Annotated in this window: 15 protein-coding genes; 6 read left to right on the top strand and 9 right to left on the bottom strand. The window is 43.5% G+C overall.

All coding sequences use genetic code 11. The annotated features are described in order from the left end of the window. Positions 1-25 precede the first annotated feature (25 nt). The gene (locus tag R7Q41_RS06685; RefSeq protein ID WP_005385630.1) at positions 26-250 is read right to left on the bottom strand and encodes a hypothetical protein; all 225 of its coding nucleotides are present in this window, start codon (positions 248-250) and stop codon (positions 26-28) included. 220 nt (positions 251-470) lie between these two features. On the opposite strand from R7Q41_RS06685, the gene R7Q41_RS06680 reads away from it, so the two are divergent. Beyond that, positions 471-785 (top strand): DUF496 family protein, encoded by a 315-nt coding sequence (locus R7Q41_RS06680; RefSeq protein WP_005373603.1) that lies wholly within the window; start codon positions 471-473, stop codon positions 783-785. A gap of 121 nt (positions 786-906) precedes the next feature. Then, complete coding sequence (locus tag R7Q41_RS06675) at positions 907-2,244, top strand: MATE family efflux transporter (RefSeq protein WP_005385628.1); 1,338 nt, start codon at positions 907-909, stop codon at positions 2,242-2,244. 74 nt (positions 2,245-2,318) lie between these two features. Here the strand turns inward: R7Q41_RS06675 and R7Q41_RS06670 are convergent, their stop codons facing one another. Beyond that, positions 2,319-4,955, bottom strand: a complete 2,637-nt coding sequence (locus R7Q41_RS06670) for an ATP-binding protein (RefSeq protein ID WP_318108152.1) — start codon at positions 4,953-4,955, stop codon at positions 2,319-2,321. A 615-nt stretch (positions 4,956-5,570) separates the two neighbouring features. On the opposite strand from R7Q41_RS06670, the gene R7Q41_RS06665 reads away from it, so the two are divergent. Next, positions 5,571-7,004: a glyceraldehyde-3-phosphate dehydrogenase gene (locus R7Q41_RS06665; RefSeq protein ID WP_005373606.1), complete on the top strand. Its 1,434-nt coding sequence runs from the start codon at positions 5,571-5,573 to the stop codon at positions 7,002-7,004. A 240-nt stretch (positions 7,005-7,244) separates the two neighbouring features. Further along, positions 7,245-7,466 carry a hypothetical protein gene (locus tag R7Q41_RS06660; protein WP_021035939.1) on the top strand — a complete coding sequence of 74 codons (222 nt, stop codon included), beginning with the start codon at positions 7,245-7,247 and terminating at the stop codon, positions 7,464-7,466. Positions 7,467-7,591: 125 nt separating this feature from the next. Here R7Q41_RS06660 and R7Q41_RS06655 read toward each other — a convergent pair whose 3' ends face one another. From R7Q41_RS06655 to R7Q41_RS06640, 4 genes are all read right to left on the bottom strand, one after another. After that, entirely contained in the window at positions 7,592-7,921 is a 330-nt protein-coding gene (locus tag R7Q41_RS06655) for a hypothetical protein (protein WP_005373609.1), read from the bottom strand. A 329-nt stretch (positions 7,922-8,250) separates the two neighbouring features. Then, positions 8,251-8,865 (bottom strand): LysE family translocator, encoded by a 615-nt coding sequence (locus R7Q41_RS06650; protein ID WP_005373611.1) that lies wholly within the window; start codon positions 8,863-8,865, stop codon positions 8,251-8,253. 109 nt (positions 8,866-8,974) lie between these two features. Next, on the bottom strand, positions 8,975-9,889 hold the full coding sequence (locus R7Q41_RS06645; RefSeq protein WP_005385616.1) for a LysR family transcriptional regulator: 915 nt from the start codon (positions 9,887-9,889) through the stop codon (positions 8,975-8,977). A 40-nt stretch (positions 9,890-9,929) separates the two neighbouring features. Continuing rightward, positions 9,930-10,385 carry an Lrp/AsnC family transcriptional regulator gene (locus R7Q41_RS06640; protein ID WP_005373615.1) on the bottom strand — a complete coding sequence of 152 codons (456 nt, stop codon included), beginning with the start codon at positions 10,383-10,385 and terminating at the stop codon, positions 9,930-9,932. A 327-nt stretch (positions 10,386-10,712) separates the two neighbouring features. Here R7Q41_RS06640 and yjeH point away from each other — a divergent pair, with 327 nt between their 5' ends. Further along, complete coding sequence (yjeH, locus tag R7Q41_RS06635) at positions 10,713-11,975, top strand: L-methionine/branched-chain amino acid transporter (RefSeq protein WP_017819874.1); 1,263 nt, start codon at positions 10,713-10,715, stop codon at positions 11,973-11,975. Here yjeH and R7Q41_RS06630 read toward each other — a convergent pair whose 3' ends face one another. Beyond that, complete coding sequence (locus R7Q41_RS06630) at positions 11,976-13,421, bottom strand: PLP-dependent aminotransferase family protein (protein ID WP_318144426.1); 1,446 nt, start codon at positions 13,419-13,421, stop codon at positions 11,976-11,978. 100 nt (positions 13,422-13,521) lie between these two features. On the opposite strand from R7Q41_RS06630, the gene R7Q41_RS06625 reads away from it, so the two are divergent. Then, complete coding sequence (locus R7Q41_RS06625) at positions 13,522-14,178, top strand: pyridoxamine 5'-phosphate oxidase family protein (RefSeq protein WP_017635166.1); 657 nt, start codon at positions 13,522-13,524, stop codon at positions 14,176-14,178. Here the strand turns inward: R7Q41_RS06625 and R7Q41_RS06620 are convergent. Both R7Q41_RS06620 and R7Q41_RS06615 read right to left on the bottom strand, forming a co-directional pair. After that, positions 14,159-15,481: an ATP-binding protein gene (locus tag R7Q41_RS06620; RefSeq protein WP_033906363.1), complete on the bottom strand. Its 1,323-nt coding sequence runs from the start codon at positions 15,479-15,481 to the stop codon at positions 14,159-14,161. The two genes, R7Q41_RS06625 and R7Q41_RS06620, sit on opposite strands and share 20 nt — an antisense overlap. A gap of 3 nt (positions 15,482-15,484) precedes the next feature. Continuing rightward, positions 15,485-16,177: a response regulator transcription factor gene (locus R7Q41_RS06615; protein ID WP_005373624.1), complete on the bottom strand. Its 693-nt coding sequence runs from the start codon at positions 16,175-16,177 to the stop codon at positions 15,485-15,487. Between the last annotated feature and the right edge of the window lie 80 nt (positions 16,178-16,257).

Genomic DNA, 16,257 nt, shown 5'->3' with positions numbered 1-16,257 from the left:
CACCCCTTACGAATAGGGTCAGGTATCAATGCTCCGAGAGAATCGGCACTCTCGTCAAATTGCCATCTTGGTCGACCATCATTATTTTTGAACGATTAAGCTCAACTTCGATGATTTCGAGTTGCTCGCGAGCGTTGATATACGCCGTTTTTAACTTTTCAGCCACAGAGCGAGTGACTTGCTCATTATCTTGACTATTTACTTGCTCCGCAGTGTTACCAGAGTCCATATCAAGTTCATCATTTTGCATTCAATGGTGTTGATAATATAGTGAAGGCCACGTTATGACAATGAATCGATGGATTCTACAATGTTGGCCAAAACTCGAAGAAAGCAGCACGATTATATGGACACAGCGCAATTGGTTGAGAAACGTTCAACTCTGCATTGCTATTGATCTAAAGACTGTTATGCCACTGGATGTTGTGCTTTAATCGAGGAAGATATTCATAAAATTAGGAAAGAGAACTATGAGTAGCGTATTTGAAATCGTTAACCAAGCTCGTCGTAAAAACAAACTAAAACGTGAGCTTCTTGATAACGAGAAGAAAGTTCGTGATAACCGCAAACGTGTTGATCTTCTAGAAAACCTTCTAGACTACATCAAACCAGAAATGACTCACGATGAAATCGTCGCAATCATCAAAAATATGAAAGCAGACTATGAAGATCGTGTTGATGACCACATCATTAAAAGCGCTGAGATCTCTAAAGCACGTCGCGACATCAGCCGTCGCATTCGTGAGCTGACTGAAGAAGACAAGCAAACTAGCGGCAAAAAATAAACGCGTAAGCTAGATTTTCGAACCCCGAGCAAGAATATCTTCCTCGGGGTTTATTTTTGTCTCTAAACTAACCGCCGTGTACAATCAATCTAACTCTTATTCCTAACGCATTCAGCTTTCTATGTCTTCAACTACGACAAGTACACAACCAACGCTTGCAAAACAATTATTTACGATGACCTGGCCAATGCTATTTGGCGTTCTGTCTTTAATGAGCTTTCAGCTTGTGGATAGCGCGTTTATCGGTCAGCTCGGCGTTTTACCGTTAGCCGCTCAAGGTTTCACTCTGCCTTTGCAAATGGTCATTATCGGCATTCAAGTCGGTCTAGGGATCGCAACGACAGCGGTCATTTCTAAAGCTCTTGGGGCGAATGAAAGTCGGTATGCCAAACAACTTGGCGGATTGGTATTGATGATCGGCTCAATTGGTGTCGCTATTTTTGGCGGGCTAATTTGGCTTTTGCGCTACCCCATTTTAGCTCTATTAAGCGCTCCAGAATCTGTTATGCCGATAATCGACAGTTACTGGCCTTGGTGGTTATTAAGCTCATGGACTGGTGCGGTTTTGTATTTTTATTACAGTATCTGCCGAGCTAATGGCAATACAATGTTACCTGGCACAATGATGATGATAACCAGCGGCGTGAACCTTGTGCTCGATCCGCTATTTATTTTCACATTTGACTTGGGTATTAACGGAGCGGCAATAGCAACCATCGTCGCTTTTGGGTTTGGTATTTTAGTCGTCGCTCCTCGCGTGAAAAAGAATCACTGGGCAACGACACAATGGCAAGATCTTAACGTAGCCAAAAGTGTTGCATCTATCGGTAACATTATGGGCCCTGCGATGATTAGCCAACTGCTGCCACCGTTGTCTTCCATGCTAGCAACAAAATTATTGGCAAGCTTTGGAACCGCAGCAGTCGCCGCTTGGGCACTTGGTTCACGCTATGAGTTCTTTGCTATCGTTTCGGTCTTGGCGCTGACAATGTCTATGCCTCCAATGGTTGGACGCTTACTTGGAGCAAAGAACTATGAAGATATCCAAAGGCTCGTCAGTATTGCCGTAAAATTCATTCTAGGTTTCCAACTTTTGATTGCTGCCATTACATTTGCCGTCGCAAACCCACTCGCATTATTGATGACAAGTGATGTGCAAGTGGAGCAAGTCTTGGAAATGCATTTACTGATAGTGCCGATCAGTTTGGGTTCATTAGGGGTTTGTATGCTAATGGTTTCTCTTTGTAATGCATTAGGCAAATCTTACACCGCGCTCACTATTTCAGCGCTGCGCTTGTTTGTCTTTTTCCTACCGTGCTTGTGGGTTGGCGCTCAAATGGATGGAATCCGAGGTTTACTCTTAGGCGCTTGTATCGGCAACCTGTTAGCTGGTGTTTCCGCATACCTAACCTATCGCCAAACCATACGCAAACTCGCAGGCGCTCAAGCCAACGCGTAACGATGAATAATCAGAACTAAGCCCCTGAAATGGGGCTTAATCGTTTTGACACCTTGTCTAAGTTGAAATGTTAGCTAGGCGAGTTTTAATTCACTAAAGAGCTCAAACAACTGGTTCGATTTATACGGCTTAGGTAAATAAGCATCCATGCCTGCCGCAAAACAGTTGTGGATGTCTTCTTCCAAAACACTCGCAGTGAGTGCGATAATCATCGTTTTTTCACGTCCTGCTTTCTTTTCCCAACGACGAATTTCTTTCGTCGCGGTCAGTCCATCCATCACGGGCATCATGCAGTCCATTAAAATTGCATCGAATTCTTCTCCCTTTGTGATGGCTTCTAACGCTTCTTGACCGTTGCTTGTTATCAAATAGTCATAACCTGCTTTATCCAGAAAGAAACTCGCTATTTTCTGGTTCATCAAGTTATCCTCCGCAATTAAGATCCTCCGATGAGAGCGCGACGCTCGATATTCAGAGCTGACAACATTATTGGTGACATTGTCACTTGATATAGTCTTTTCAACCTTAGCTAAATCATCAATGACATGCTTAAATCGATTGCCAAGGAAAGGTAATGTAAGTACGGCATGTACTTTTTCTGCATTTTCGTAGGGAGTGGATAAATGATGCTGGCAAATAATCACACGGCGAAGATCGTAATTAAACGATAGATTATCCAAGATTTCATCGGTATTAGCGTCGTTACTGTGGCACAGAAATATGACATTAAAGTCATCATTTATCGCTTGCACTTCATTCACATTATTAACACCAAAGAGATTGATTTTCGCTAAGCGACACTCTTTTAATACTTGGTCGGCGTAGTCGTAATTTGAGCAGATCAAAAGCCCTTTATTAATCACCTCCGAACGCCAGCCAAACACCGGAATTGCTTCAACCTCAATCGAGAATTCAAAGCATGTGCCCACTCCTTTTGTAGATGTTGCTACGAGCTTGCCCCCCATCATCGACACAAGCTGACAACAAATTGCCAAACCCAACCCTGTGCCGCCAAATTGCCTCGACACTCCTTCATCTTCCTGAGTAAAGGGTTCAAAAATCGTGGTTAACTTATCTTGATCAATGCCTATTCCGGTATCTTCTACTTTAAACGTCAGCACTCCACGTTCTTTCTCAAGTAACTCTTCATAACTAACATCAACGCATACATGCCCACTTTCGGTAAACTTAACCGCATTCGATACCAGATTCGTAACTACCTGTTTGACACGATGATCATCGACCATCACGCGAATGGGGATATTTTCAGCTAAATTAATACCAAACTTTAGCTGTTTAGATGTTGCTTTGGATTGGAATAAAATCATCGACTGATACACGACTTCTCGGATATCCGCTTCTACTAGTGACAGCTCCAATCGTCCAGACTCGATTTTAGAGAGATCCAATATATCGTTAAGTAAAGTAAGCAGTGTTTGAGATGAGGAGTCAATGTCATCAACAACTTCTTGTTGATGCGAAGACAACTCACTTTGAGAGAGTATTTCTGTCATGCCCATGATCCCGTTAAGGGGCGTGCGTATTTCATGTGACATGTTGGCAAGAAACACAGATTTTGCACGATTAGCCGATACTGCTGACTCTTTTGCATGCAGTATTTCTTCAGTTTGTCTCTGCATTTCTTCAACCACTCGATTCACTTGCTGAGCAAAAATGGTCAGTTCATCACTTCCATCAACTTTGACTTTTGTTTGCTTCTCTTCGGAGTTGATCAACGCGTTTAAAGTATGAATGATCGCATCGAGTTTGCTGTTAACTCGGAACCAAGTACTAAATCCGAGCCAACAAAGCAGGATAACCACTAAGGCAACGCCAAAACTGATCACCGCTATATTGGCCTTTTGTTCATGAACCTGCGTGAGAAGCGACTGCTCAGTTTGTTTGGTGAACCCATCAATGAGCACTTGTAAGCGCTGCACACGAAAATCGAGTTCTTTTAAATATGCGGCGTAGTCACTTTGTGACATGTCTCCTGACATTAATTGTCCACGAGACGCCAAGTTTCTCTGATATCTCGGCGAAGTAAACAAGCCAAGCAATTTATCCACTTGCTCGTATGACCCACCTAAGTTTAAAAACGCATCCAAATTTTGCTGCTGTCGGTCAATCGCCTGATAAAACATGCTTTGACTTAGCCGACTCTTAGGGTCTTGGACTAAACGGTTCGTCAGCCAAGCTTCTTTCTGTGTCCAAAAAGAGAGCTGAGCAAGGTAGGCAATAAAATTTTGCATGCGAATGCCATCGTCACTGCCATACCATTGATGATTTTGCAACAAAGAGCGCGACATATTTTGGAGCTGTTGAAATGCCCAATCACCCAGGTCGTCCATCTCACTCAATCTACCTGACAATACCCCCAGCATGGCTTCTTTCAGTTCATCAGCATACTCAGCAGTATTAGGGTTACTCACAAACTTTTGATGCAAAGAAGAAATAACTTCACCTTGTTCTTCAATATTAATGGCTGCAGAGACTTGAAGATCAGGCTGTCGGCGTACTTTCTCTATGGAGTAAATAAAGTGGGAGGCCTTGGATATCAATTGGAAACCTTGAATATTGCTAACCGTTTGATTGAGACGGCTCACGCGCAACGCATTATCAGAAAACTGCTGAACTGCAAATACCACTATTACCACAGCGGGTAGTAGTGCGAGGAGTGCTAAGCGTGTTTTTATTGATAATCTCAACATCCATCAGCCTAATGGTTGATTTCATCCGTTTATTTAATATTAGACTAGTTTCTTACATTGAAAGGCATATACGACATTGTTACTTTCAAACAACATTCACCTACCTAGATTATGGTTATTGTGACTATTTTATCATCGGCTAATGCAGTAGAAATTGTGATTTAAGTCATGTTTTTTGATCTTAAAGTTGGATGCAAACAATAAAATTTCACTCACAACTAAGAGTCGCATCACTTTTCAGGAAATCATCTATTGTATGTTTACCTATTGAGTTGCCTTATCGAGTCAAATCACACAAAAATGCAAAACATCCATTTTTGTCAACAAAACTAATTTGAAAGCAAACGTTATCATCGCAAAAAAAGTAAGTTACTTTCTAAATGTCAATACGTGAAAACCACTGCTTTAGTCACATTAATCCACCACTAACGTCCCCTTAAGTAGTGTTTTACACTGGATTTAATTTTCCTAGCAGAATAAGGACTCCGACCTTAGAATCCGCACACATAACTATTACAACCCGATTACATAACCCACCACACTCTTGCACGCTGCCGAAGAGGCAACAGCAGAGAGTATGGTTAGCCCCCAAAACGTGAAAGGTCTAATACAACAATGAGTCCAGAGAAATATCTCCAAGACTGGCAAACTAGCCAAACGATTGCTGAATCTATTTCCCCTCTAATTGGTAAGCTATATCGTCAAAAAGGAATCGAAGTGGTTCTGTTTGGTAAAACGCTTATTAATGCTACTACTATAGACATTCTCAAAACTCATCGCGTTGCAAGACGTTATACCGGTAACCCACTTTCGCTTGAGCACACGATGCCTATTATTCAAGCGCTTTGTGAAATGAGCATTTCTTCATGCCGTGTCGATGTTGGCCAATTGGCAACTATGTACTGGAATGAACATGACGATACAAGCTCTCTAAACGATTTCCTTATCACTGCACTTGATGGCGCTCGCGACGCAGATTCTTCACTGAAAGCGCGTGATGTGGTTCTTTACGGGTTCGGTCGCATTGGTCGACTACTTACTCGCCTTCTCATTGAGAAAAGTGGTCCAGGTTACCCACTAAGACTACGTGCGATTGTGGTTCGTGGCGGTAAAAAAGGCGATTTGGAGAAGCGTGCTAGCCTGCTGCGTCGTGACTCAGTTCACGGCCAGTTCAACGGTAGTATTGTTATCGATGAAGAGCGTAAAGCACTGATCGTTAACGGCAACTACATCCAAATTATCTACGCAAATAACCCAAGCGAAGTAGACTATTCAGCTTTCGGTATCAATAACGCGCTAGTTGTTGATAACACAGGTGTTTGGCGTGATTCTGAAGGCCTGAGCCAACACTTAGCGTGTCAAGGCGCAGAGAAAGTACTGCTAACAGCACCAGGTAAAGGTGACATCAAAAACGTTGTATTCGGTGTAAATGAGTCGGTAATTAAAGAAGATGACACCATCATCTCTGCGGCAAGCTGTACAACAAATGCAATCACGCCAGTCCTTAAGGCTCTGAACGATAAATATGGTGTTCTTTCTGGCCATATTGAAACCGTGCACTCATACACAAACGACCAAAATTTGATCGACAACTTCCACTCTGGTGACCGTCGCGGACGTAGTGCTTCACTAAACATGGTTCTGACTTCAACAGGTGCGGCAAAAGCAGTTGCTAAAGCATTGCCAGAGCTTGCAGGCAAGCTAACAGGCAACGCGATTCGCGTACCGACACCAAACGTTTCTATGGCAGTCGCTAATCTAAACTTAGGTGAAGACGTAGACCGTGATTCACTGAACGATTACTTGCGTGAAATGGCGTTGAACTCTGAGCTTTCGGCACAGATTGACTACACCGATTCAACAGAAATTGTATCAACTGACTTAGTTGGCTCTCGCCATGCAGGCGTCGTAGATGGTCAAGCGACTATCGCACAAGACAAGCGTTGTGTACTTTACATCTGGTACGACAACGAATTCGGTTACAGCTGCCAAGTTGTGCACTGTATGGAACAAATGATGGGTGTTCGTTACCAAACATTCCCTCGATAGGTGAACTTTGCTCCACAACGTTAACCACATAGCGTAGCGGACAATATCTCATATTTGTTCTAAATAATAAGCGCCATGCGCATTACTAATATTTTTCCCCGTTTATACGCCTGATCACCCTCAGGCGTTTTTTCGTTTCATTCATTTGACACTCTCCGGACAAAGTGAACGTCAGCATTCATGTTTTGTTCATGTTCACAGCATTAATCTGAGCACATAAATTACAGAGAGGTCATGATTATGAATCGGATTATTGTAACTGCACTAGCACTGATTACCGGCTTTTTTACGTTAGTATTTAGCTTGATCATTGCGATTCCGTTGACCATCGCAGCATTAATTACCGGCAAGCGTATTGAAAATCGCGTCAAGAAAATGCAGAGAGAAATGCACGAAGAATATGAATTTAATACAGGTAAAGCAGATGCGATTGAAGGTGAATTTGAAGAGGTTCGTCGGTAAGTAAATAAGATTTAGATGAGTTTCTCTCCCCCGACCGCTCCTGAGAAACTTCTTGCTTTCACCCTGTCCTTAAAATGGCAGGGTGCTTTTTTGAAAAGCACAATATTGAATAAACACCTAGCGGTTTATTGCTTTATCTTTTTGTTGTAGGAGGCTGTGTAACCAGCCTCCCATAAATCACCATCGACACCAGAGTATGGGTTGGATTCTTTCGGAGCGCCGCTTAGGCAAGCATCTTTGCCTTCCTTCTTAATTTCATCGATGTGGTTTAAAACAAAGTCAAAGTGTTTAGGATCAGCCTTTTGTAGTAACCCGTACAAAAGGCCAAAGCCAAGCATCGTAAATACAAACAGTTCAAAAAACACCCAAATGCTCTTTGTTGAAAAGAATATCCAAGCAACGCTGCAAACACTGGTCAAAATTACTACTGGAGCTAAATCTACTATTCTTTGCATATTGCTCTCACCTTCTAAACGGTCATGGAGTCTCTACCCCTTTCATAGGGTAAGTAAGAGGAAAGTCCGTTTTTATCCAATAAAGCACTCTCGACTTAATATGCGACACTGTTAGTATTAACGTTAAGTGGCTATCGTTCTCATTATAACAATGCGTTGGAAAGTAGCTTTCACAGCAAATGAGAATATGAACCAAAGTAACACTATTGATAATATTAATTTTAGCAACGTTTAGCGTCAGAGTTACGTAAATTGTGTAAGGTTTACTGAGAGTAGACAAAAAAGCAGCCACACGGGCTGCTTTTAGTATTTCTGTCTTGCGAGCTTGTCTATACCGTTACGACCACTCTAAGAGCCAGCAGCATGAGTACTACCCCTGACAAACGATCAATCAACACTGCCTTAGAGCGAATTCTGTCAACGACTTTAGAGCTCGATAGCACTAGGGTAATAAAGGTGTACCAAAGCCCATCCACAACAAACGGCGTGGCAACAATGATCATCTGATTACTCAAATCATTACCGAGCGCGACAAACTGACTGAATAATGCGATAAAAAACAAAGCAATTTTGGGACTTAAAATCGAGATAAAAAAGCCTTCTCGCGCAGACTGGATTACCGTTGTTTCCTCACCTGACTCCAACTTCGCAGCCACACCACCTTTTGAACGCAAAGCATTAAACCCTAAATACGCAAGATATGCCGCACCCACAAGGCTAATCGTCTTGAACAGCATCGGGCTTTGCTGCAAAACAACAGCGAGCCCAATCAAGGTAATAAACGCATATATACCAATGCCAAACGCATGAGCCCAAGCCGTAGCTAATCCATTGATACGTCCACCAGCCAACGAGTGCTTAGCGACAATAGCTAAGCTGGGACCTGGTGACATAGCCCCTAATAAACACACGGTAAAAAGTGATAACCAAACTGTTAGTGTCATAAGAATCTCCCCTCTTTGAAGCTCACTCTATCAACGGAAGAGGTATAATTAGAAATCAAAGTTATTCATACTAATCATGACTTCAAGTCATAGCTAAACGGTGTACGTATTAGCGAATGGAATATTCAGAGATTTGCATTACTGAGCGAATCTCTTCTCGCACCCATTTATGCGCAGGATCCGTGTCGTATTTGGGGTGCCACATTAACCAATATTGATGAATAGGTGTTTCGAGTGGTAATGCTTTATGGGTTAAGTCCCAATGCTTAGCGAGGTTAACGGCAATATGTTCAGGAGCCACCATCAGGTGCTCACTTGCAACTAAGCGATTGATCGCAGCAGAGAAGAATGGAACCTTAAAGGTAACGTGGCGGGTGTGCCCTAGCTCTTTCAATGCTAAATCAGTGTAGGAATCTTTGTCTCCGCCGCCAGTCACTTTGATGTGTGAATATGAAATCAAGTCTTCAATACTGATCTGGTCCTGCTTTGCTAACGGATGAGAAGATTTCATCAAACAAACTGATGAATCCTCACCAATTTTAACGCTCGACACACTCTGTGGTTTTTCTGGATACATAGAAGACGCGATATGGATGCCCGTCTCATGAAGTTTATCAAGAAAGTTGGGTTGCCACAGTCGGTACGCCATATCTAACTGTGGCGCTTGTTCACCCAAGTGAGAGGCAATATCGGGCAATACGTATTGCGCCACGTAGTCACTAGAAGCAATAACAAGCTCACCTTGCCACTGCCGCGGCTCAAAAGGTTGGTCATCGAGTAAATGGTCAAACTCAGCCAGTAATGCATCAAGCTTTGATTTTAACGCTATTGCTCGTGGCGTTGGTATCAGTTGATTACCTTGACGAATAAGCAGTGGGTCACCACACAGATCGCGCAATTGTGCAAGCTGTCGACTGACGGCAGACTGCGTAATGTGCAAACGTTCTGCGGTCCGGCTGACATGACACTCCTCTAAAAGTACATGCAAGGATCTAAGTAGATTCAAATTAATGTTGTTTAACATATTCGCTCAGAAGGGTTTTCAACATGGCATCCATTCATGGTCACTTCACAAACAGGTTCCCAGTCGTGTTAAAGAATTCAGCTAAGACGGTATGAGTCATCAGGTTTCGAAGCTCTGGATATCGTTGAATTTGATCTCTGATTTCATTCAAGCGAGCCATCGTAGGCACTTCGACAAAAACCATCATGTCCGTCTCACCGCTGATCGCATGACACCATTTTACGCCATCAATTTTGTATAATTCGTCCGCGTATGATTCGCAATAATACGTAGAGGTTGATTTATCGAACTTTAAGGCAAAATAGGCGCAAATCGAATCCCCACCCGAAGGCGCAATTTCAGCGTGATACCCTAGAATCACTTTGTCATGCTCTAGCTTGCGAATACGGGCCGTTACCGCAGAACGAGAAAGGTTTACTTTATCCGCAATTTCAGTCACCGACAGCCGAGCGTTGTGCCTGAGCAGATCCACAATCTTATGATCAAACTTGTCCATACCGTTACCAAGCTTTCCTTATTTTTCTCATTCTATACCGATTCTAACTGCATAAGAAACCAACATTTTGTTGGAATTATTTAAAACAACCGTCATATTGACGGTTTAGTAAATCATTTTGTTATTAACATTTTGGATATGCTATTTGGCGGGCATGAGATGAGTGCTGTTATCCATTTCAACAGAAAATAGATAACACATTGAAATCAAATTCCCAACTTAAGTACTCAGCACATAAATAGCATCGCTTAAACACATAAAACGAAATAACCAGAAGCCACAAGCTTTTTCGTAATAAGCCTCATAACATTGGATGAATCAATTCGCATGGAAGAGCTCAAAAAAGACATTTCACTCACATCAGGTATCGCACAGTTATCCACCACATTAATGGGAACGGGGCTGTTTATGATCCCGGCTATCGCAGCAGGTATAGCTGGCCATTTTTCACTATGGGCTTGGATTTTATTGTTCATCGCGATTTGTCCTATTGCGCTGACTTTTGCTCAACTGGGTAAACGATACCCCAACGCGGGCGGAACAGCCTTTTTTGTACGCAAAGCCTTTAACGCCAAACTGGAAAGTAGTGTCGCTTGGCTATTTGTTAGTGTCATTCCGGTAGGGGTTCCGGCCGCGATTGCACTCGCCGCAGGCTTTCTACAACAAATATTGCCAGAGCCTATTAGCAACAATCTGTTTGCACAAATCCTAACGGTAGTACTACTTGTGTTCGTCAACTTGATGGGTACAAAGTCATCAGGTCATTTACAAACTCTTATTGCTTTGAGTGTCTTTGCACTTGTTGGCGCATTTTTATGGAAAGGCGACGTTAACAGCGCCGATCTTGTGATGCCCGCCATCACACAAGAGTCAATTTGGCCTATTACCGCAGCGTTAGGCGTGATGTTCTGGTGTTTTGTTGGCATAGAGGCTTTTGCCCATATGGGGGAAGAGTTCAAAAACCCTCAAAGAGATTTCCCTATTGCCATTGTGGTCGGTTGTTTTGTAGCAGGGGCTACCTATTGGGCATGCTCTGTCGTTATTTTAAAATTTGGCGCGTATGGTAACGCTCAATTTGATAACGCATCCATCCCCTGGCTTAGTGCCCAACTACTAGGCGATGGAGCCAAATGGATAATCAGCTTGATAGGTTTCTCCGCTTGTTTCGCGAGCGTTAACTTATACACACAGAGCCTAGCGCGAATGGTCTGGGCTCAAGCTCGGGAACATCGTCCTTCTAGTCCACTAGCCAAGATTTCGCGTCGTGGTGTCCCTTTCTCAGCCACCATATTAGTTGGCGGTATATTATTGATATCTTGTGTGATAGGAACCCTATCACAGCTCGATCTGGAGTTTTTCCTAAAACTCGCAAACAGTGTATTCGTTCTGGTTTACATGTTGGCGATGTTAGCCGCTTTTAAATTGCTTCGAGGATTTGGTAAAACACTTGCGGGACTGTCCCTACTGCTTTGTACCGGTGTTTTTATATGTTTAGGCTGGTCAATGTTTTATGCACTTGGCATTTTTACTCTACTTTTACTGCCTTGGAAACAGTGGCGACATAAGCGACAAACACGTGTAGTTGAATAGTCATCGCTTCCCATTTCGAAATATGTGAGCTAAACGTTGGATACCAGCGTCTATGTTCTCTAACGCGATATTGCCGTAACCAAGCACGGCACCATGCCAGTGACGTGCTTGAAAATCTGGGTGTTCATAATAGCTCAAAGGTCGCAAGATGATCCCTTCATGCTCTGCTAGTTTTATAAAACGCTGCTCATCCATACCGTCTTGCCATTTCAACGTAACATGAAGCCCCGCCGCTTGGCTAACGACGCAAACACGGTCGCCAAAATGCTGTTGAATGGATACATGCATCTGTTCATGCTTAGTTTTGTATAGTCGACGCATTTTTCGAATATGACGTAATAACCCACCTTCAGTAATAAAATCTGCCAATGCTTCTTGTGTATGCGTCGGCGAATCACCACTTAACGCATCCTTAACCACTAAGCATTGCTCTACTAAACGTTCAGGAACTACAAGGTAGCCAAGCCGCAATCCGTTAAACATCACTTTACTGAAGGAACCCACATACAACACACGATCATCTCGACCCATTTGAGCTGCTAGCCCCTGTAAGCTGGTATAGGGACGATGAGCAAACTGAAATTCGCTGTCATAATCATCCTCGATGATCCAACTTGATTGTTCGACCGCCCAGTTGATGATCTTTCCTCTTTGCTCGGTATTGAGTGTGGTACCCATCGGATATTGATTACTTGGTGTAATATACAGCGCATCGGCATCGCTTGAGGTCACCGCTTCCACATCAAAACCTAATTTCTCTGTTACGAACAAAGGCTCAAATTGATAGTTTTGGAACTGAATCAACTTCCGCATTTGCGCGTAACCTGGTTGCTCCATCAGAACCTTATCACCTTGTTTGAGCACTACCATCGTCGCAATCGACAACGCTTGCTGCGCCCCAGAGGTAATAATAATGCGCTCTGGAGAACAATTCACTGAACGGCTTGATGCGAGGTAGTCAGCTAAAGCACAGCGCAATGCCCAACTACCCTGAATATCTTGATTCCCCAACAAGCAAGTACGAGACATATGGCGAGTGAGTAACTTTTGCCATTGCGCCATCGGAAATGCGTCCAAATCCGGCACACCCGGTGCAAATGCGCGGTTGATATCAAAGTGAGCTTTCGGTGATGAGTCTCTCTGAACTGAACTAGGTTCAGGCAAGTACTGCTCTGGCAGTACTACGGCAACATAAAAGCCAGAACCTTTTTGGCTGTTCAAGTACCCTTCCGCCACTAACTGTTCGTAGGCAGAAATCACGGTATTCCTACTTAGATTAAGCTCTTGTGAAAGCTTCCGCGTAGAAGGCAGCTTCCCATTCTTCACCCACAGTCCTTGAACAATTTTCTTGCGAATAGCCAAAAACAACGCTTGCTGACGCGTTCCTTCACTGTCTTTTAAATGCAGGTCACCGATATCAATCAAAGACAAACTGGATCCATCCATTAGTTAAAACTGGCTCTCTTTAAGCTACCAGTTAAACGCTACATTGCAATCAAAGAATGAGGATCAATCGCTCGTAATCGTGAGCAAACAAGGAGAGAAAATGCTATCCAACACCAATAGAACGGAAATTAAGAAAGGCGCACATAAAGCCGTCTCTGATGTTAGCAAACTGCACGCCATCATAGATGACAGCCTAATCGCTCATATTGCGATAACCAACGAGTCAGGCCCTGTGGTCATCCCTATGCTGGCATGGCGTGTCGATGATTACGTGTATATCCATGGTGCCAACAACAGTCGACTGTTACGCTCACTCAAACAAGGAGTGCAAACGTGCTTAACCTTTACTTTGTTTGATGGTTGGGTATTGGCTCGAAGTGCGTTTCACCACAGTGCGCATTATCGCAGTGCTGTGGTCTTTGGCCAGTTTGAGGTGGTGGAAGATAACCAAGAGAAAGACAGGTTGCTGAATCACTTTATTGAACAGATCGCTCCGGGGAGAACAGAACAAGTCCGTTTGAGTAATGAAAAAGAACTCAAAGCCACCATGCTGCTGCGTATTCCACTCACAGAAGCATCGGTGAAAATCAGCAATTTTGGCGTCAACGACGATGCGGAAGACATGGACATCCCTGTTTGGGCAGGTGTCCTACCCTACCAAACCGTCGTAGGTCCGCTGCAAGCTTGTGACGATTTGTATGAAGGTATCGCAGAGCCAGACTACCGCAGTGCCTACTCTAACCGTTGGCAGGAATAAGCACCGTAAAACGTGCGCCGCCTAAGTAACTCTCGCCGACAGAAAGCTCCCACCCCAGTTGCCGCGCTGCACTGGTAGCGATGGCAAGCCCTAAACCAAAGCCTTTCATGTCGGCGTTGCGGCTTTTGTCTAAGCGCGAAAATGGCATAAATACTTCTTCTCGCATCGCCTCAGGGATGCCCGGACCATCGTCCTCAATATCGATGCTCCAGCAATCCGCTACCGTTCGAATCGTCACCTCAACGCAGGACTCACCATAACGCTTGGCGTTTTGCAGTAAATTATCGAGGACAAGGTTACCCAAAGTAGGCTGAAAGTGAATCAATTGGTTCGCGAGTTTATTTTCTGCTCTCAACATGGCGGACTCTAAGCCTAGGTAATTCATGCGGCTTTTACACCAAAGTGGCAGTTCCATGGTTTCAACAGAATCGATCCATGAGTGGTTTTTCACACTCAAGCGAGACAGCATGACGATGTCGGATGTTAAATCCGTCACGACATCAACGTATCGTTCAATATCGTCATGTAACTCTGCCTGCATTTCACCACTCGTGCGTCGAGCTAAATCCGTCGCTAGCTGAATACGACTCAGCGGAGTGCGCACTTCATGAGGAATAGCTTGAGTAAAGATGTGTGTTTGGCGCACTCGTCTCTCAATCTCTTCAGACATGCAGTTGAAGCCTTGGGCGAGCTCTTTTACGGGTTGCGAAAATTGCTTTAGATCGACTCGCGTATTCAACTCACCAGAACCAAATTGTTGTTGCGCAGCCGTTAATTGCCGAATTTGGCGGTCAAGACGTCGTACAGGTATGTAAACCATAATGCCTAAACTGCATACAACAACCAAAAGCAGAGTAAGTATAAATACAATCTCAGAATCTTCATTCCAATCAACGTGTGGGCTAAAGAAGTCCGTTTTTTCTTTGAAAACTAAACTCTTCGAAGTGTTAGGCAAAGGGAATACCGCAGCATAGGTACTGCCATCAATAAGATAAACAGGTATCCCTTGCATACGGTACAGCAGATTACAATCTCGACAAGGCGGTGATCCGTCCCAGTTTTCAACCAATGTTAAATCAAAGATAAAGAAATCTTGCTTGCCGTTTTCGGTTAACTTCTTGTAGAGAGAATCCGGAGTGCCTCGTTGCTCAATGTATTGATCGACAAAATAAGCACCGTCACTCAAAAAAACACCGACTTCTGTTTTGCGCATGTACTCTTCCCCCATAAAGAGAAACAAAGCAACAGTCAGCGCAAGGCCAGTTACTAACCCCACATATAGACGAGTAAACAGGGAAAACATGCGTCATTTACCTGTCAGCATGTAGCCGTGGTGACGTATGGTTTTAATGGTAGCCGTATGGATATGAGCCTTAGAGAATTTCTTCCTTAGTGAGGATATACGCATATCAATCGAACGATCAGTAATACAGTATTCAATGCCTCGGGCAAGACGGCAACATGATTCACGAGATACTGGCTTATCGACATTCAGCATCAGGAGCTCTAAAATTTCAAACTCAGAACTCGTTAAACCAATATCTTTTTGCAAATAAAATGCTTGGGAGCGACGAAGACAAAGACTAATGCCATATCGGCTCAGCTTTTCTTCTTCAACGATATCAACTTGACGACAATAGCGACGCAACGCTGCTTCAATACGGGCGAGCAAAATATTACCTTTTATCGGTTTGGTAAGGTAATCATCAGCACCGAACTTAAATAAGCTCACCTCGCTCATTTCATCATCGGTCGCAGTCAAAACAATGATAATACCATGATAAAACTTACGCGCCTCTTGGCATATTTCTGCGCCATTTTTTCCTGGTAACATCAAATCTAACAGCACTAGGTCCGGCTTGAGCCCCTTAATCGTTTCTAATGCATTTTGACCGTTATCGATGACAGTTACCGTATATCCTTCGGCTTCGAGGTACATTTTGGTTAATCGAGCAATCTCTGAGTCGTCTTCTACCAGTAAGATTGTATTACCCACCATGAATCATTTACTCCACCAATATGATGGAGGGAGTATATCGCTCGTCCTATACTGCGCAACCTACTTAAATGATAATTTTA

This window comes from Vibrio sp. 2096 (assembly GCF_033339595.1).
Classification (GTDB): Bacteria; Pseudomonadota; Gammaproteobacteria; order Enterobacterales; family Vibrionaceae; genus Vibrio; species Vibrio alginolyticus.
Note: the sequence above shows the minus strand (reverse complement) of the source record. Positions and strands in the feature narration are given on the sequence as shown.